The sequence below is a fragment of the Pacificimonas pallii genome (assembly GCF_019204005.1).
In the GTDB taxonomy this organism is placed as follows: domain Bacteria; phylum Pseudomonadota; class Alphaproteobacteria; order Sphingomonadales; family Sphingomonadaceae; genus Pacificimonas; species Pacificimonas pallii.
The window spans coordinates 74,079-91,707 of sequence record NZ_JAGSPA010000004.1 but is presented as its reverse complement, the minus strand read 5'-3'; the positions used below and the strand labels follow the sequence as shown (position 1 = coordinate 91,707).

The 17,629-nt window shown below is 64.0% G+C and carries 18 protein-coding genes and 1 pseudogene; 15 read left to right on the top strand and 4 right to left on the bottom strand.

The annotated features are described in order from the left end of the window. Nucleotides 1–100: 100 nt before the first annotated feature. From KCG44_RS12285 to KCG44_RS12245, 9 genes are all read left to right on the top strand, one after another. Entirely contained in the window at nucleotides 101–379 is a 279-nt protein-coding gene (locus tag KCG44_RS12285) for an integration host factor subunit beta (protein ID WP_218446406.1), read from the top strand. A gap of 152 nt (nucleotides 380–531) precedes the next feature. After that, entirely contained in the window at nucleotides 532–870 is a 339-nt protein-coding gene (locus tag KCG44_RS12280; RefSeq protein ID WP_218446405.1) for a lipopolysaccharide assembly protein LapA domain-containing protein, read from the top strand. A 10-nt stretch (nucleotides 871–880) separates the two neighbouring features. Continuing rightward, a complete protein-coding gene (gene pyrF / locus KCG44_RS12275) occupies nucleotides 881–1,579 on the top strand; it encodes an orotidine-5'-phosphate decarboxylase (protein WP_218446404.1) in 699 nt (232 codons plus the stop codon). 2 nt (nucleotides 1,580–1,581) lie between these two features. Then, nucleotides 1,582–2,214: a phosphoribosylanthranilate isomerase gene (locus tag KCG44_RS12270; RefSeq protein ID WP_218446403.1), complete on the top strand. Its 633-nt coding sequence runs from the start codon at nucleotides 1,582–1,584 to the stop codon at nucleotides 2,212–2,214. Beyond that, nucleotides 2,211–3,437, top strand: coding sequence for a tryptophan synthase subunit beta (trpB, locus tag KCG44_RS12265; RefSeq protein ID WP_218446402.1), 1,227 nt, complete (start codon nucleotides 2,211–2,213; stop codon nucleotides 3,435–3,437). The genes KCG44_RS12270 and trpB overlap by 4 nt, the downstream gene beginning before the upstream one ends. A gap of 105 nt (nucleotides 3,438–3,542) precedes the next feature. After that, nucleotides 3,543–4,331 carry a tryptophan synthase subunit alpha gene (gene trpA, locus KCG44_RS12260; protein WP_218446401.1) on the top strand — a complete coding sequence of 263 codons (789 nt, stop codon included), beginning with the start codon at nucleotides 3,543–3,545 and terminating at the stop codon, nucleotides 4,329–4,331. Beyond that, on the top strand, nucleotides 4,328–5,185 hold the full coding sequence (gene accD / locus KCG44_RS12255; RefSeq protein ID WP_218446400.1) for an acetyl-CoA carboxylase, carboxyltransferase subunit beta: 858 nt from the start codon (nucleotides 4,328–4,330) through the stop codon (nucleotides 5,183–5,185). The genes trpA and accD overlap by 4 nt, the downstream gene beginning before the upstream one ends. A 39-nt stretch (nucleotides 5,186–5,224) precedes the next feature. Then, nucleotides 5,225–6,565 carry a bifunctional folylpolyglutamate synthase/dihydrofolate synthase gene (locus tag KCG44_RS12250; RefSeq protein ID WP_255536555.1) on the top strand — a complete coding sequence of 447 codons (1,341 nt, stop codon included), beginning with the start codon at nucleotides 5,225–5,227 and terminating at the stop codon, nucleotides 6,563–6,565. Continuing rightward, nucleotides 6,565–7,059: a DNA-deoxyinosine glycosylase gene (locus tag KCG44_RS12245; protein WP_218446594.1), complete on the top strand. Its 495-nt coding sequence runs from the start codon at nucleotides 6,565–6,567 to the stop codon at nucleotides 7,057–7,059. Before KCG44_RS12250 ends, KCG44_RS12245 begins: the two co-directional genes overlap by 1 nt. On the opposite strand, the pseudogene KCG44_RS12240 reads toward KCG44_RS12245, so the two are convergent. Together KCG44_RS12240 and KCG44_RS12235 are read right to left on the bottom strand one after the other, a co-directional pair. Continuing rightward, nucleotides 7,052–7,234 (bottom strand): annotated as a pseudogene (locus KCG44_RS12240) (hypothetical protein); the annotation flags it as partial. The gene KCG44_RS12245 and the pseudogene KCG44_RS12240 sit on opposite strands and share 8 nt — an antisense overlap. After that, nucleotides 7,222–8,874: an AmpG family muropeptide MFS transporter gene (locus tag KCG44_RS12235; RefSeq protein ID WP_255536554.1), complete on the bottom strand. Its 1,653-nt coding sequence runs from the start codon at nucleotides 8,872–8,874 to the stop codon at nucleotides 7,222–7,224. The pseudogene KCG44_RS12240 and the gene KCG44_RS12235, both read right to left, overlap by 13 nt. A gap of 107 nt (nucleotides 8,875–8,981) precedes the next feature. Between KCG44_RS12235 and KCG44_RS12230 the strand changes: the two genes are divergently transcribed. Genes KCG44_RS12230 through KCG44_RS12220 form a run of 3 tightly spaced genes read left to right on the top strand, consistent with a single transcriptional unit; the run spans nucleotide 8,982 to nucleotide 12,129 of the window. Next, a complete protein-coding gene (locus KCG44_RS12230; RefSeq protein WP_218446399.1) occupies nucleotides 8,982–10,133 on the top strand; it encodes an aromatic ring-hydroxylating oxygenase subunit alpha in 1,152 nt (383 codons plus the stop codon). 12 nt (nucleotides 10,134–10,145) lie between these two features. After that, a complete protein-coding gene (locus KCG44_RS12225) occupies nucleotides 10,146–10,775 on the top strand; it encodes a trimeric intracellular cation channel family protein (protein WP_218446398.1) in 630 nt (209 codons plus the stop codon). 40 nt (nucleotides 10,776–10,815) lie between these two features. Beyond that, nucleotides 10,816–12,129: a serine hydrolase domain-containing protein gene (locus tag KCG44_RS12220; protein ID WP_218446397.1), complete on the top strand. Its 1,314-nt coding sequence runs from the start codon at nucleotides 10,816–10,818 to the stop codon at nucleotides 12,127–12,129. 24 nt (nucleotides 12,130–12,153) lie between these two features. Here KCG44_RS12220 and topA read toward each other — a convergent pair whose 3' ends face one another. Further along, nucleotides 12,154–14,718: a type I DNA topoisomerase gene (gene topA, locus KCG44_RS12215; protein WP_369411984.1), complete on the bottom strand. Its 2,565-nt coding sequence runs from the start codon at nucleotides 14,716–14,718 to the stop codon at nucleotides 12,154–12,156. 140 nt (nucleotides 14,719–14,858) lie between these two features. Between topA and plsY the strand changes: the two genes are divergently transcribed. The 3 genes from plsY to aat are packed head-to-tail and all read left to right on the top strand — an operon-like array spanning nucleotide 14,859 to nucleotide 17,241. After that, entirely contained in the window at nucleotides 14,859–15,458 is a 600-nt protein-coding gene (plsY, locus tag KCG44_RS12210; protein WP_218446396.1) for a glycerol-3-phosphate 1-O-acyltransferase PlsY, read from the top strand. 3 nt (nucleotides 15,459–15,461) lie between these two features. Beyond that, complete coding sequence (gene dprA, locus KCG44_RS12205) at nucleotides 15,462–16,577, top strand: DNA-processing protein DprA (protein WP_369411983.1); 1,116 nt, start codon at nucleotides 15,462–15,464, stop codon at nucleotides 16,575–16,577. Between the two features lie 7 nt (nucleotides 16,578–16,584). Continuing rightward, nucleotides 16,585–17,241: a leucyl/phenylalanyl-tRNA--protein transferase gene (gene aat, locus KCG44_RS12200; protein ID WP_218446395.1), complete on the top strand. Its 657-nt coding sequence runs from the start codon at nucleotides 16,585–16,587 to the stop codon at nucleotides 17,239–17,241. Here the strand turns inward: aat and KCG44_RS12195 are convergent. Next, nucleotides 17,169–17,627 carry a DUF2155 domain-containing protein gene (locus KCG44_RS12195; RefSeq protein WP_218446394.1) on the bottom strand — a complete coding sequence of 153 codons (459 nt, stop codon included), beginning with the start codon at nucleotides 17,625–17,627 and terminating at the stop codon, nucleotides 17,169–17,171. The two genes, aat and KCG44_RS12195, sit on opposite strands and share 73 nt — an antisense overlap. Between the last annotated feature and the right edge of the window lie 2 nt (nucleotides 17,628–17,629).

Sequence of the window (17,629 nt, the reverse complement as noted above, 5' to 3'; positions counted from 1 at the left end):
TTCGTCGGGGCGCGCTTTTCATTGATAAGTTTGATTTAGGTTAGTATGGACTTTTGTCTGATGGCTTGCTGATAGCGTGGGGTCAAAAAAGGGGACTTACATGATCAGATCCGAACTCGTGGCTGCGGTCGCGGAAACTCACCCTCATCTGTCCGCGCGCGAAGCGGAACGTGTGGTCGGTACGATCTTCGAATCGATTATCGACGCACTGGCGGATGGCCGCCGTGTGGAACTGCGCGGTTTCGGCGCGTTTTCGACACGCGCACGCGATTCGCGCACGGGTCGCAATCCGCGCACGGGCGAAGCGGTGCACGTCGATGCGAAGCGCGTTCCGCACTTCAAGGCCGGCAAGGATCTGCGCGAGCGCCTGAACCGCTAGGCAGCTACCGGAACGGATGCGCGCCCGCCCCGCCCGGAGCGATTCCGGCCGGGGTCACGTCCCGGTGCCGACCAGCACGGCGAACAGAAGCGCGCCGAACAGAACGGCCGCGCTATCTGGCGCGGCGCCTTTGCGGATGCTAGGCTGTATCGATGCGGATCATCACTCTCGTCGTTTACATCGTTATCGGGCTCTTTGTGGCCTGGTTTGCCTCCAATAATTTCGGCCGGGTGCCGATGTGGCTGCCCGGCGGCTACGAGGCGAACTGGCCGCTCGCCGTATATCTGATCGCGGCGATGCTCCTTGGGGCACTGCCGCTATCGCTGATGCACTCGATCAGCCGCTGGCGCTGGAAACGGCGTGTGAAGAAACTCGAAGCGCAGCTGACGGACCACGGCACTTCGCCTTCATATGGTTCAGGGCCCCATGATTCCGGGCGCCTCGACCCGCCGCCCGTCACAGAGCCGCGGTCCGCATTCACCTCTTCGTGACAGGAAACCCATGACGGGAAACCCGGTCTTTTGCGCGGTCGACACGACCGACCTTTCTGATGCCTGCCACCTCGCCAGAGCGCTGGCGCCGCATGTCGGCGGATTGAAGCTTGGCCTTGAATTCTGGAACAGTCACGGCGCGCCGGGCGTCGCGGAGGTGATGGCGCGCGCGCCGAAGGCGCGGCTGTTCCTCGACCTGAAACTGCACGACATCCCGAACACCGTCGCGGGTGCCATTCGCGCGCTTGGCAATGTCGATTTCGATATTCTGACGGTGCACGCCGGCGGCGGCAGCGCCATGATGCGCGCGGCAAAGGCCGCCGCGCCCGGCCACGCCGCGGTCGTCGGCGTCACCGTGCTGACCAGTCTGGATGACGATGATCTTTCGGCCATGGGCGTGCCAGGCGGCAGCGGCGCACAGGTCGCGCGGCTCGCCGCCCTGGCGCGGGACAGCGGTCTTGACGGCATTGTCTGCTCCCCAAGGGAAGTGGCCGACCGGCGCGCCGACTGGGCGGCAGGGCTGTTCGTCGTTCCCGGCATCCGCCCGGCGGGGAGCGACATCGGCGACCAGAAACGCGTCATGACGCCCGTCGAGGCACGCGACGCCGGGGCGGGCATTCTTGTCATCGGCAGGCCGATCACCGCAGCCCCCGATCCCGCCGCGGCGGCACAGGCCATCGCCGCCGTCCTGTCCGCCCGCGCGCGCTAATCATGCCTGTCGACGCAAAAATCTGCGGCATTCGCACGCCCGGCGCGCTGCACGCGGCCCGCATGGCGGGCGCCAGCCATGTCGGATTCGTGTTCTTCCCCAAAAGTCCGCGTAACATTACGCTTGGCGAAGCCCGCGGCCTGTCCGCCGCCGCCGACGGTATGATGCGCGTCGGCCTGTTCGTCGACGCCGATGACGACCTGCTTGCCGCCGCCGCGCCCATGCTCGACATTCTGCAGCTGCATGGAGGCGAAAGCCCCGCCCACGTGCAGGCGGTGAAATCCCGTCATGATCGTCCCATATGGAAGGCGCTCGGCATTTCCACGCGCGCCGATCTGCGCGCGGCAGAGGCATATCGCGGAGCCGCCGACATGCTGCTGCTCGACGCCAGGCCGCCAGAGGACAGCGACCGGCCCGGCGGGTGCGGCGTACGATTCGACTGGCAGCTGCTAAAGGACGCCAGGCCGGACATGCCCTGGGGTCTCGCCGGCGGCCTCACCCCTGAAAATGTTGCCGAAGCGATCACTGCGACCGGCGCACCCCTTGTCGACACCTCCTCTGGTGTGGAAGACGCACCGGGACAGAAATCCGCGGCCAAAATCGCCGCCTTCATGGAAGCCGTGCACAGCGTATGACCAATCCGAATTCACGTCCCTCAGGCTCATTGCGCGCCGGCCCCGACGAACGCGGTCATTTCGGCCAGTTTGGCGGGCGCTACGTCGCCGAAACCCTGATGCCGCTGATCCTGGAGCTGGAACGGGAATATCGCCGCGCGCAGGCCGATCCCGCCTTCCAGGCCGAATTCGACGATTTGATGAAGCATTATGTCGGGCGCCCCTCGCCGCTCTATTTCGCAGAGCGGCTGACGGACGAAATCGGCGGGGCCAGGATCTATCTGAAGCGCGACGAGCTGAACCACACCGGCGCGCACAAGGTCAACAATTGCATCGGCCAGATCCTGCTCGCCCGCCGCATGGGCAAGACGCGCATCATCGCCGAAACCGGCGCGGGTCAGCACGGTGTCGCCACCGCCACGGTCTGCGCGCGCTTCGGCCTCCCATGCACCATCTTCATGGGCGCCGAGGACATCCGCCGCCAGCAGCCCAATGTCTTCCGCATGAAACTGCTGGGCGCGGAGATCGTCAGCGTCACCGCCGGACGCGGCACGCTGAAGGACGCCATGAACGAGGCGCTGCGCCACTGGGTCGCCCGCGTCGAGGATACATTCTACATCATCGGCACGGCCGCTGGCCCGCATCCCTATCCAGAGCTGGTCCGCGATTTTCAAAGTGTCATCGGCACCGAGGCCCGCGCACAGATTCTGGAACGCGAAGGCCGCCTGCCCGACGCGCTGATCGCCTGTATCGGCGGCGGCAGCAACGCCATCGGCCTGTTCCACCCCTTTCTGGATGACAGGGACGTGCGCATCATCGGCGTCGAGGCGGCGGGCCGCGGCCTGGATGGCGACGAGCACGCCGCCAGCCTGGCAGGCGGCAAACCCGGCGTCCTGCACGGCAACAAGACCTTTCTGCTGCAGGACGGGGACGGCCAGATCACGGAGGGGCACAGCATTTCCGCCGGTCTCGACTATCCCGGCATTGGCCCGGAACATAGCTGGCTGCACGACATCGGCCGCGTCGACTATATGAGCGCGACCGACGAACAGGCGTTGGACGCCTTCCAGCTCCTGTGCCGGACCGAGGGCATCATCCCCGCCCTGGAACCCGCCCACGCCATCCACGTCGTGCGCGAAGTCGCAGCGGAAATGTCCCGCGACCAGATCATCATCGCGAACCTCTGCGGCCGCGGCGACAAGGACATCTTTACGGTGGCGGATGCGCTGGGGGTGGAGATATGAGAAACACTGAAAACGCCGCCTCTCCCCCTTGGGGAAAGACCGAGAGGGCGCGCTCGGCGCGGCCGCGCCCTCCCCTAATCCCTGCCCGTCGGGGAGGAGAAGGACATGACTGACCGCCTCTCCGCCGCCTTTGCAAGGAACCGCGCCGCGCTTGTCGCCTTTGTGACGGCAGGCGATCCAAGCCCTGCGCACACCCCCGCCATCCTCGACGCTCTTGTCGATGCGGGCGCGGATGTCATCGAGCTCGGCATGCCGTTCACCGATCCAATGGCCGATGGTCCGGCGATCCAGGCGGGCAGCATCCGCGCGCTGAACGCGGGCACCACGCTGAAAAGGACGCTGCGGATTGCGGGCGATTTTCGCGCGCGGCACCCGAAAACGCCGCTGATCCTGATGGGCTATCTCAACCCGGTCCTGGCCTATGGCAGCGCCTTTGCGGCGGATGCGGCAAAGGCAGGCGTCGACGGCTGTATCCTCGTCGACCTGCCACCCGAAGAGCATGAGGAGGTTGGCCCTGCGTTTCGCGATGCCGGGCTGCATTTCATCCGGCTTGCGACACCAACGACAAATGAGGCACGCCTGCCCACCGTCCTGAACGGCGCGTCGGGGTTCCTCTATTATGTCTCCGTCGCGGGCGTCACGGGAACCGCCTCCGCCGCGACGACCGATGTCGGCGACGCTGTGGCGCGCATCAAGGCGCATAGCGACCTGCCCGTCGCCGTCGGCTTCGGCATCCGCACGCCCCGGCAGGCCGCGGCCATCGCGCGGGTCGCCGACGGCGTCGTCGTCGGCAGCGCGATTGTCGACCTGATCGGCGAAAATCCGGATGACCCCGCACCCGCCGTACACGCCTATGTGCAGAGCCTGTCAGAGGCGATAAGAGACGCCACATGAGCTGGCTCAACAATCTTCGCCCCCGCCTGAAATTCCTTCAGAAGAAGGATTCTCCCGATAATCTGTGGATGAAATGCCGCGGCTGCGGGCAGATGATTTTCCAGCGTGATCTGGCGCAGAACCTGCACGTCTGCCCGCAATGCGATCATCATGAGCGTATCGGCCCGGTCGATCGCTTCACACAGCTGTTCGACGGCGGCACCTACCGGACCATCGCCACGCCAAAGGTCGCGGACGACCCGCTGAAATTCCGCGATCAGAAGCCCTATCCCGCCCGGCTGAAGGCCGCCCGTGCGGCAACGGGCGACAATGAGGCGTTCCTGGTCGCGCGCGGCGCGATCGGCGGCGTCGATACCGTCATGGGCGTCCAGAATTTCGCCTATATGGGCGGCTCCATGGGCATGGGTGTCGGCTCGGCCTTTGTCGCGGGCGCACGCGAAGCGCTGAAGCATGGCCTGCCCTATGTCGTCTGCACGGCGTCCGGCGGCGCGCGCATGCAGGAGGGGCTGTTCAGCCTGATGCAGATGCCGCGCGCCACGGTCGCCATCGAGGAACTGAACGAGGCGGGCCTGCCCTATGTCGTCGTCCTCACCGACCCGACGACGGGCGGCGTCACCGCCAGCTACGCCATGCTCGGCGACATACAGATTTCCGAACCGCGCGCGCTCATCGGCCTCGCCGGACAGCGCGTGATCGAACAGACCATCCGCGAGAAACTGCCAGAGGGCTTTCAGCGCGCGGAATTCCTCTTGGAACACGGCATGATCGACAAGGTCGTGCACAGAAAAGACCTCGCTGCCGTCCTCGGCCGCCTGCTCGGCATGATGACGGGTCAGGTGAAGGACGCGGCGTGATGGGCGCGCTTCCCTCCACCGCGTGCGGGGGAGGGTAATATGCCCCCCATCATCGGCGATGGCGCACGCTCCGACGACGATGCCCTGAACGCGCTTCTGGAGGAGGCGCGCCGCCTGCATCCGCAAAGCATCGACCTGTCGCTTGGGCGGCTGGAGGCGCTGCTTGAGAAGCTCGGCAATCCGCATCTGCACCTGCCGCCGACATTCCACGTCGCGGGCACCAATGGCAAAGGCAGCGTGTGTGCGTTCCTGCGCTCCGCGCTTGAGGCGGCGGGATATAAGGTCCACGTTTATTCCAGCCCGCACCTCGTCCGCTTCAACGAGCGGTTTCGCCTTGCCGGACAATTGATCGAAGATGGCCCGCTCACCGCATTGATGCGTGAAGTGATGCAGGCGAATGACGGCGCGCCGATCACCTTTTTCGAGCTGACCACCGCCGCCGCCTTCACCGCGTTCCACCGCACACCCGCCGACGCACTTGTGCTGGAGGTCGGGCTTGGCGGCCGTTTCGACGCGACGAATGTCATCAGAAACCCCGCGGTCTGCGGCGTCGTGCAGATCGCCCGCGATCATGAGAAGTTTCTCGGCACCGACATCCTCGGCATCGCCTTTGAAAAGGCCAGCATCGCCAAGCCAGGCGTGCCCATCGTCACCGCGCGCTACCCCGCTGCCATCGCCGCAAAGGTGGGCGAAACCGCAGCGCTGGCGGGCGGAAAGCTGATCCCGCGCGGCCTCGACTGGGACGCGACCTTCTACCAGGGCGAGCTGCATTACCGCGACAGGGCCGGCAAGGTTACGCTGACGCCGCCGCGCCTGCCCGGCGCGCACCAGCATGACAATGCCGCGCTGGCGACCGCCATGCTGCGCCATCAAAGCGCGCTCGCCATCCCCGAATCAGCCCTGCGCGCAGGCCCCGGCTGGGCAAGCTGGCCCGGTCGGTTGCAAAGGCTGGAATCAGGGCCCCTTGTTGACCTGTTGCCCGCAGGCACCGATCTCTGGCTCGACGGCGGGCACAATCCAGCCGCGGGCCGCGCCATCGCCGACTTCCTGCGCCGCATCAACAGGACCGATCGCCCCGTGCACCTCATCACCGGCATGATCGACGGCAAGGACGCGCGCGCCTATTTGAAACCGCTCGCCGCCCGCGCGGAGACGCTGTGCGCCGTGCCGGTATCGGGTCACCTGACCCAGCAGCCCGGCGTCCTGGCGGAAATCGCCGGTAACCTTGGCCTGACAGCACGCAGGGCCGCGGGCGTGGCGGAGGCTCTGCGTACAATCCCCAGCGCCGCTGACGCCGTGCCCAATGGGATCGTCCTTATCTGCGGATCGCTCTATCTTGCGGGCGAAGTGCTTGCGGAAAATGGTCCCCTGCCGACGTGATGGACGTCGTTCACCGGTCCTTTCCGCCCATTGCCAATGCCGATATCCGCGTCCTGATCCTGGGCAGCATGCCGGGCGCGCGTTCGCTGGAGCTGGGGCAGTATTACGCCCATCCGCGCAACCAGCTCTGGCGGATCATGGCGGCGATCACCGGAAGGGACATGGTGACATTATCCTATGATGAAAGATGCGCGGCGCTTCTCGATCACGGCATCGGCCTCTGGGATGTTTTTCAGTCCTGCACCCGAAATGGCAGCCTCGACACGGCCATTCGCAACGCCCGGCCGAATGATCTGATGGCATTTGTGAGCGCGCATCAGCATCTGCGAATCATCGGCTTCAATGGCGGTAAGGCGGCGAAATCCGGCCGCGCGGTGCTGCCGGAAACGACCGCCAGGATCATTGACCTGCCGTCGTCAAGCCCTGCCTATACGCTGCCACTGGCTGCGAAGATCGACAGCTGGCTCCCCATCCGCGACGCGCTCGTCAGGTGACCGTGCGCTGCGCCGGGACATCATCCGGCGCGTTCTCGGTCCCGGCCGTCCCGATCGCTTCATCCACCAGACCCGTTCGCATCATCCACCAGTATAGCAGGATGCCCGGCACGGCGGCGACGGTCGTAAGCAGGTAGAAATCCACATAACCGATCCGCTCGATCAGCTCGCCTGCGTCACGCGGCGCTCACGAGCCCACTCAAGAATCGATAAGAAAACCGCAACACCGCCAATGGCGGCTGTGATGTAAAAAATCTGCGCGTAACCGACACGTTCTATCCCCTCACCAAGAGCTGCCCGACCAAGTGAGCCTACCAGAAATGTAAGCGACGAGAGCAACGCATATTGCACCGCACTATACTGTCTGGAGGTCATCGCAGAGAGATACGCTACGAACGCTGCTCCAGCGATACCACCCGCGATATTCTCACCCGATATCGCAAGCATCAGGCGCGCCAATCTATCGTCAGCACCAAATAAACTGCATAGCGAGTAGAACCCGCTATATTGACCGAAAACATCAAGACCTGCGCCGCCGCTGGCAAGGTCGGCATAAAGCAAATTACTTGCTGCAGCAATCACGGCACCAAAAACAACCGTGGCCATTCGTCCAATCCACGCGAACAGGACGGCGCTGAGCGTGATTCCCAACATTGTCATTCCAACTCCAAAGAATTTGGAAGCGACCGCCACCTCATCATTCGTATAGCCAAGCTCACCAAGATAGAATGGGTATGCGAAAGGGCCCCATATTGAATCGGTGATGCGATAACTGAGGATGAGAGCAAGGACGAGGATGGTTGCCCAGCGCAGGCGGCCGACGAGCTCGCCAAGCGGCAGAATCAGCGCGCTATATCCGTGATCTAGCACTCTTCCTATGCCGCCACCGTCGCTGACCGTCTCCGTAAGAATATGCCGCCCCGAATGCCGGAATTTTTCAAGAACCGCAGCGATGATCGCAGGAACGATCACCGTTGCGACAACAATCAGCGGCCCATATGTCCGAATAAAGATGGTTGGGTCCGGACGGGCCTCAGATTCAGCGCCGAGTGATCTCACCATGAATACAAGCACCGTCGTCAGCGCCCAACACCAAAGAGCGGAAACGATCGCCAATGCCCATGCGCGAAGTCTGGGAACAATTGCACCAGCTTGCCGCAACTCGCTCGGTCCCTCGGAATCCAAGGGCCGCGGTGTATCAGGAGCAAGGAATGTCGCGACGAGTACGAGCAACATTGCAACACCGAAAAGAAAGTAAACGTTAGGCCATCCAATTCGCGCAGCGAGCACCAGCGCAAGAGCGCCGCCAGCAAGCGACGCGACACGGTAACCGAGCTGGTAAACCGTCGATAAAAGATCGAGCGTGGCGATGTCATCGGCCACGTCTACACGCCAAGCGTCAATCACGATGTCCTGTGTCGCCGACGCGAAAGCCCCGATTCCTGCCAGAAGGCTGAACCAGCCTAAAGCACTCTTCGGGTCGAGCTGCGATAATATGATCAGAATTGCGCCGATCAAAGCTTGAGCAAGAACTAGCCAACCGCGTCTCCGGCCAAGTCTTTCAAGACCGGGCAATCTCACGCGATCAATAACGGGCGACCAGAGAAATTTAAAAGCATAAGCCAGTCCGATAAGCGAGAAAACGCCCATCGTCTCCAAATCGACCTTTGCTTCTGATAGCCACGCGTAAAGTGTGCCTAGCAACAAGGCGTAGGGCAGCCCCGCTGCAAATCCGAATGCGAGCATAATGCCCAATTTTCGATTCCGAACAGCGGCAGCAAGAAGCTTTAAGCCGCGAGGGCGTTCATTACTCATCGGTCCCGACTAGCAGCAAAAAGATCGCCACGTAAGCGATTGTGCGGCGATCACCCGCAAAAGCCGATAGCTGCGCCGCGCCGCGCGAAGGTATAGACATCGGCGCCATGGACATGCCCGCGCCCCATTTGCGGCCGACCGAAGGCCAGAAGGACCTCGTCCGCCGCGTGATCGCGGGCAGCGACATGCGCAGCGATGCGACCTCCACGATCGATCCGTCCGTCTATCTGGACGAGGCGCGCCATGCCGCCGAGCGGGACAGGCTGTTCCGCGCGATGCCCGTCGCCCTCGCCCCGTCCGCATTGCTGCCTCACCCCAATAGTGCCGTTACCCATGACGGCTTTGGCGTGCCGATCATCCTGATGCGCGACAAGGACGGCCGCATCGGGGCCCATCTGAATGTGTGCCGCCACCGCGGCACGCGCCTGCTGGATACCGACCAGATTGTGACAGGGCCGCGCATTGTCTGCCCCTATCACGCCTGGGCCTATGGGACGGACGGACGCCTCACCGGACTGCCCCGGCCGGAGAGTTTTCCCGGGCTGGAGAGACAGAGCCACGGCCTGATGCCGCTGCCCTGCCGCGAAGCCGGCGGGATCGTCTGGGCCGGGCTGGACGGCGAACGCGACTATGATTTCAGCTATGCCGAGGGGCCGCTCGCGGCGGATTTCGACGCGCTCGGCCTGTCCGGCATGACACTATATGCGCGCCGCACGCATCAGGTGGCGGGAAACTGGAAACTCATCATGGACGCGTTTCTGGAAAGCTACCATGTCCAGCGCCTGCACAAGGACACGCTGGCACGATTTTTTGCGGATGGCGAGGGCGCTGGTGACATGATCGGCCCGCATCAGCGGTCGCTCGTGACCCGCATGAAGGACGCCGGCAACCTTGATATCGAGGACTGGCCCGCCATCCGCCAGGCCGGGACGTTCACCTATCAGATGCTGCCCGGCACCGTCGTCATCTGCTCGCCGGATTATGTCAACGTCATGACCCTGATGCCGCAATCGCCATCGGAAACGCTGGTTGAGGATTTCATGCTGATCCCCGAACCGCCGAAGGACGCCGAAACCGAGACCCATTGGGCGAAAAGCTGGGCGCTGCTGGACGGGCAGGTATTCGGCAAAGAGGATTTCGGTGCGGTCGCGCTCGGACAGCGCGGGCTCGCCTCGGGCGCGGTCGGCGAAATCCTGCTTGGTACCCTGGAACAGGGCGTGAAGCGTTTTCATGAAGAAGTTGACCGCATAGTCGGATAAGGGCGGCGCGACATGCTTGTCGAAACCGCCCTCCTGATTCTCAGCGCCATCGGCACCGCCGTGTTCGCCATCTCCGGCGCGCTCCTTGGCCTGCGGAAGGGTATGGACATTGTTGGCGTGTCGTTCGTCGCCACCGTCACCGGCGTTGGCGGCGGCACGGTACGCGATGTGCTCCTTGGCGCGCTGCCGGTCGCATGGGTGCAGCAGCCGACGGATATCGCCATCTGCATCGTCTGCGCGTTCCTGGTCAGCGCCCTCAACGCTGCGCTGCTGGGTCAGCGCATGACATGGCTGCTCTATGCCGACGCCGCGGGCCTCGCCCTGTTTGCCGTCCTCGGCGCGGCCAAGGCCGACGCCGCTGGTGCGCATGTCCTTGTGGCCATCCTGTTCGGTGCGATGAGCGCGTGTTTCGGCGGCATCATCCGCGACATCATCTGCGGCGAACGCCCGATCCTGTTCGCCAAGGAAATCTACGTCAGCGCCGCCCTCCTCAGCGCGGCGGTCTACCTGTTGATCCCGGAAAGCATGGGATTTGAAATCCGCGTGGTCGCGGGCGTGCTGTCGGGTCTTGCGCTGCGCATCCTCGCCATGCATTTCGCATGGACCCTGCCCTTCCCGCGCTACCGCCAGCCTGTCAGCTAGGCGCCGGAAAAATGAAAAGTTGAAAAAGGATATCATCAAGATGCGATTTGTATTTCTGGGGGCGACCATGCTCGCCCTGATCGGCAGCGGATGTGCGAATGAGCCGACACGCGCCATGGCAAGCGGCGCGCAAAACCTGTCGGCACAGGACGCGGCACTGGCAGCACGCGTCGATACCTATTTCGCGCCGCTTGTCGAAACGCGCGACATTTCGGGAACACTGATCGTCAGACGCGGCGGCGTTACCGTCCTCACGCGGCATCTGGGTTATGCCGATTGGGCGAAACAGCGTCCCCACACCCCCGCCACACTCTACAGCACAGCGTCCGTCACCAAGGGCGTGACGGCGGCCGTCATCATCTCGCTCATGCGGGACGGCCGTCTGGACATGGACGAAAGCCTCGGCACCTATATGCCCGCAATGTCGGTCTATCCCGCGCTGACGGCACGGACGGTCCTGCAACATCGCGCGGGCCTTCCCAGAGAGTTTCCCGATGATTACGATCCCCGCAGCCAGACCACCGCAGCGTGGCTGGCGGCGGATTCCGCCCGCGTCGGTCCTGGCGGGGAGGAGGCCTATTCCAATGTCGGCTACGCCCTTCTCGCCGAGCTTGCCGAAGCTGTCGGCGGGCAATCCTTCGAAAAGCTGGCGCAGGCACAAATACTGTCCCGTGCCGGGCTCGGCAGCGCCGTCATCCAGCAGGAGACGGCGGGATCGCTGGCGGACGGCGCGATCGGATATTCCGCTGGACCAGAGCCCCTCGGCGTCATGCCCTCGATCACCGCGCCGCCCGAAGCGGGGGCCACCGGCCTCATCATGACGGCGGACGATCTTGCGCGCTGGGCTGAGACGCTCGCAGGCAATGCCTATCCCGAGCTTACCGAAAATGACGGCGCGCTTGGGCCGGTCCATGTCGGATCAGGCGACGGCGGGCGCTATGTGTCAGTACAGGGGAGCCTGCCGGGTTACACGGCCAATGCGGTGTCCTGGATGGACCGCGATGTTACGATCGCCTTTGCGGGAAACCTGTTCAGCTATCCGGCGCTCGACCTTAACAACACGCTCATCGCCCTCCTCTCGGACGAGGCGATGACGCCGCCCGCGAAACGTCCCGGCCCGGTTGCCATCTCAACGGATCATCGGGCGCTCATCGGTATCCATGATACCGCCTCGTTCGGCCGTCTGCGCATTTCCGCGGCCGAGGATGGAAACATCTTCCTTTCCATGCCGGACAAGGCGGCGCACTGGCGCTTTCATCTGACGCCCATCGAAGGCGGCGTCTTTCACTGGCGTTCTTTCGACCAGCTTGTCTCACGGGATGAAAAGGGAACGCTGCGCATCGCGCCCCGATAGAGTGGGCGGCAGGCGAAAAGGGATTTATCCCTTTTTCGCCGGTGCCTTCCGTTTCGCGGCGGGTTTCTTCTTGGCGGCAGGTTTCTTCTTCACGGGCGCCTTCCTGCGCTTTTTCGCCGGACCCTTGGCGGCGCGTTCGTCGATCAGGGTCGCGGCCTCTTCCAGCGTCAGGGTCATCGGGTCGGCGCCGCGTTTCAGGCTGGCATTGGTTGTGCCGTCCGTAACATAGGGGCCATAGCGCCCCTCCATCAGGCGGATTTCATCGCCTGATATCGGATGCGCGCCCATGATTTTCAGCGGTTCAGCCGTCTTGCGGCCACCCGATTTCGCCGCCTCGGCCAGCTTTACGACGGCGGCGTTCATGCCGGTTTCAAAGACCTCCTCGGTGCTGGACAGCTTCGCATATTTGCCGTCGTGACGCAGATAGGGGCCATAGCGGCCAATCGCGGATTCGATGTCCTTGCCGGTTTCGGGATGCTGGCCGATGACCCGCGGCAGGCCGAGCAGCTTGACCGCCATGTCGAGATCGACGCCGTCCGGGTCCACGTCCTTGGGAATGGACGCGCGCGGCGGTTTCTTTTCCTCGCCCTCCTGCACGAACAGACCGAAACGGCCCGAGCGAAGGGTGACGAGTTCGCCGCTGACCGGATGTCCGCCCAGTTCCTTCGGATATTCACCCGCCGCTCCGGCATCGTCGCCGCTGCGATTGCCGAATTCGCGAGTGAACTTGCATTCGGGATAGTTCGAACAGGCGATGAATGCGCCAAACTTGCCGCCGCGCAGCGCCAGGCGTCCGTCGCCGCAGCTGGGGCAGGCGCGCGGATCGGTGCCGTCCCCCTTGTCCGGGAACAGCATCGGTTCCAGGAATTCATCGATCGATGCCATCACCTCAGACGGCTGGCGCTCCATGATCTCCTCGGTCTTGGGAAAGAAATCCTTCCAGAAGGCGCGTAGGACGTCCTTGTAATTTTCGTCGCCGGCAGAGATTTCATCCAGCTGCTCTTCCAGCCCGGCGGTGAAATCATATTGCACATAGCGTTCGAAATAGCGCTCCAGGAACGCCGTCAGCAGGCGGCCTTTTTCCTCGGGATAGAAGCGCTTCTGTTCCATGCGCACATATTCGCGGTCCTTCAGGACCTGCAGGATGCTGGCATAGGTGGACGGGCGGCCAATGCCGAGTTCTTCCAGCCGCTTGACCAGACTCGCCTCGGAAAAGCGCGGCGGCGGCTGCGTGAAATGCTGTTCCGCGCTCGCCTCGCTACATTCGGGCGCCGCGCCCTTGTCGATCTTCGGCAGGCGGCGGTCATCATCGCCCGCGTCGTCTTCGGGTGCATCGTCCACATCCTCGCGGTAAAGCGCGAGATATCCGGGAAACACCAGCACCTGGCCGCTGGCGCGCAGCTCCACGCGGCCATGCGCGTCATGCAGCGTCACGGTTGTGCGGTCGAACTTGGCGGACGCCATCTGGCTGGCGAGCGTGCGCTTCCATATCAGGTCATAAAGACGCCGTTGCGCCTCTGGCAGGCGGGACAGCCGTTCCGGTCCCTTCGACAGGTCGGTCGGGCGGACCGCCTCATGCGCTTCCTGCGCGTTTTTCGCCTTTGATTTATAGACACGCGGGCTCTTTGGCAGATGCGCCGTGGTGTAGCGGTCCGCGATGACATCGCGCGCCTGCGCAATCGCCTCGCCCGCCATTTCGACACCGTCGGTACGCATATAGGTGATGTGCCCGGCCTCGTAGAGCGCCTGCGCGGTGCGCATCGTGTCGGACGCGGACATGCCAAGCTTGCGCGACGCCTCCTGCTGCAGCGTGGAGGTGGTGAACGGCGGATAGGGGTTGCGCGTGACGGGCTTGGTCTCGACGGCGCTTACCGAATAGCGGCCCGCCTCGACATCGGCCTTGGCTTCATTGGCGACGGCGGCGTTGCCAAGCGAGAATTTGTCGAGCGGATTGCCCTGCCATTTCACCAGCCGCGCCGGGAAGGTCTGGCCGCCGGGCAGTTTGAACGTACCGAGCACGGTCCAGTATTCCTGCGGATCGAACGCTTCGATATCGCGCTCCCGCTCCGTGATCAGGCGCAGGGCGACGGACTGCACGCGGCCCGCCGATTTTGCCCCGGGCAGCTTGCGCCACAATACCGGCGACAGCGTGAAGCCCACCAGATAATCGAGCGCGCGGCGCGCCAGATAGGCATCGACCAGCGGCGTATCGAGCTGACGCGGGGCCCCCATGGCGGCGGTCACGGCGGCCTTGGTGATCTGGTTGAACGTGACGCGTTCCACCGTGTCCGGCAGCGCCTTCTTTGCTTTCAGATGCTCATATAGATGCCACGAAATCGCTTCCCCCTCGCGGTCGGGGTCGGTCGCCAGGATCAGGCGATCGGCGGCCTTCGCCTTCGATGCGATTTCGCGCAATTGTTTGGACCGGTCCGTCTGGACCTGCCATTTCATCGCAAAATCATTCTCCGGATCGACCGAGCCGTCTTTCGGCGGCAGGTCGCGAACATGGCCATAGCTGGCGATGACGTCGTAATTCGATCCAAGATATTTGTTGATCGTCTTCGCCTTGGCGGGCGATTCGACGATCACGAGACTCTTTGCGATGACCGTGCTCCCTCTCGGTTGTCGGGCGGGGCATATAGACAGGATGCGGGTCCCGGCAAGGGCACCGCCATACAAAACATATTGGCTGCTTTCCAATTGGCATGTGATTTCCTAAGTCCTACACCATGCCTATGGACATCCTCTCCGCACCCTGGTCCTGGCTCTTTATCGGCTATCTGCTGGGCTCGGTCCCGTTCGGGCTGGTGCTCACCAGAATTGCGGGCAAGGGCGACATACGGTCTGTCGGTTCCGGAAATATCGGCACCACGAATGTCCTGCGCGCGGGCGGCAAGGGTCTTGCCGCCGCCACGCTGCTCCTGGACGTCGGCAAGGGCGCGCTCGCCGTCTGGCTGGGCAGCCAGCATGCGCTCGGCGGCGACATCATGGGCGGCATGGGCGCGTTTCTGGGGCATCTGTTCCCGGTCTGGCTGCTGTTCAAGGGCGGCAAGGGCGTGGCGACGATGCTCGGCATCTGCTTCGCGCTGGCGTGGCAGATCGGGCTCGTTTTCGCGCTGGTCTGGCTGGGGACGGCGGCGTTGACGCGCTATTCCTCGCTGGCGGGTATTCTTGCCGGCCTCGCCGCGCCCCTTGTGCCGCTGTTGCAGGGACGTTGGGACGCGGCGCTGCTGCTCGGCGGGATGGCGATGCTGGTCATCGCCAAGCATGAGGCGAATATCGGACGACTGCGCGCGGGCACGGAATCGAAAATCGGCGCGAAAAGCTAGGCTGTGGCGGGCGGGCTAGAGGGGGAACGGCTCGCGAAGCTGAGACTGGCGCGGACGGCCAATGTCGGCCCGGTCACATACCGCGCGCTGATGTCGCGCTTTGGCAGTGCGTCGGCCGCGCTGGATGCGATACCGGAACTGGCAAGGCGGGGGCGCGGGAAAAAGCTGATCCCGGCAAGCGCCGCCGATGCCGAACGCGAAATGGCACAGGCCGCCGCTCTTGGCGCCGAGATGATCTTTCTGGGCGAGGCCGAATATTCGGCCATTCTCGCCGAGGTCGAAAGCGCGCCGCCGGTCATTACCGTACGCGGCGACCCCGCTTTGCTGCAACGCCGGGCTGTCGCCATCGTCGGCGCGCGCAATTCCTCCGCGGCCGCCCGCCGCTTCACGCGGGAACTGGCGCATGACCTCGCCAGATCGGGCCTGATCGTGGTGTCCGGCATCGCGCGCGGCGTCGATGCGGAGGCGCATCAGGGCGCGCTTGCCGACCAGAGCGGCGCGGGCGGTACGATTGGCGTGATCGCAGGCGGCATCGACGTCAAATGGCCGCGTGAAAACGATGCCCTCCACGAAACGCTGTACCGGCGCGCGCTTGTTGTGGCGGAACAGCCCTATGGCATGGAACCCCGCGCGGCACATTTCCCGCGCCGCAACCGTATCATCAGCGGGCTGAGTCTGGGCACGGTCGTCATGGAGGCGGCCCCGCGTTCCGGCTCGCTCATCACGGCACGCATGGCCAACGAGCAGGGGCGCGAAGTCATGGCGGTGCCGGGCTTCCCGCTCGACCCGCGCGCGCAGGGCTGCAACGGGCTGATCCGCGACGGCGCGACATTGGTGCAATCGGCGGCGGATATCATCGAATCGCTGTCGCCGATCGCAGACGTGCCGCGTATGGCGGCGGACCTGTTCGATTACCGCGCCGCAGCGATTGAGGATCCGGATGACGAGGCCCGTCACAGCGTGGAGGGGCTGTTGTCCCTGACGCCGGTGCCGGTCGACGAACTGGTGCGCATGACAGCGCTGCCACCGGCGGTCATCGCGACCGTGCTGCTTGAACTTGAACTGGCAGGAAGACTGGAACGCCATGCCGGGGCGAAGGTCTCTTTGAACGGCGCATGACCAGCATATGACCGGCCGCCTGACGCCCAATGTGCTGCTCAGTGCTTACGCGTCCGGCGTGTTCCCGATGGCGGAAAGCGAACGGGACAGGGATATCTTCTGGGTCGACCCAAAGGAACGCGGCATTCTTCCGCTCGACCAGTTCCATTTTCCGCGCAGCGCCGTGAAACTGCTGAGGCAGGAACGCTTCGAACACCGCGTCGATAGCGCCTTTCACGATGTGGTCGCCGCCTGCGCCGACCGAAGGGGCGGCACGTGGATCAACGACGAAATCCGCGACGCCTACAGCGCTCTTCATGACGGCGGCCATGCGCATTCCATCGAATGCTGGCAGCAGGGAAAGCTGGTCGGCGGCCTCTACGGCGTCCGGCTTCAAGGCGCGTTTTTCGGGGAAAGCATGTTCACCCGCGTCACCGGCGCGTCGAAAGTCGCACTCGCCCATCTGGTCGCCCGCATGCGCATGGGCGGATTCCAGCTTCTGGACACGCAGTTCCTGACGGATCATCTGGCACAATTTGGTGCCATCGAAATCCCGCGCGCCCTTTACCGCCAGCGCCTGCGGCTCGCGCTCGGCGCGCCAGCTGATTTCGGCTATTTCACCAGGATGGTGTCCGGGCCGGTTTCCGGCCAGTCCATCTTACAGGCGCTGACCCAGACATCGTAATTTGGATGGTCGAAGCTGTTTAGCGATGGCGTATTCGCATATAGCCAGCCGGAAAACACGCGCGCCGGGTCCGCGCCTCTGCGCGGCGTGTAATCGACCTGCAGAAAGCCGCCGACAAACTTTTGCGCTGCCCAGGGCGGAGTCGCTTCGCAGGCCCGGACGGCAATGGTCAGGCCCCGATAGCTCACGGTCTTGCCTGGATTGGTTTCGATGGTCTCGGTTGCCTGGCTCGCTTTGTCGAGCACGCCGATAATGACGGTGCGCTCCGCCATGGGCGTCGTGCCGGACCGGGCATCCGGCCCGCCACCGGATTCATCATTCGACTGGGCCGCGGCGGCGCCGGCAAGCAGCCAGGCCCCGCATATACCGGCCATTATCCCGGACATAG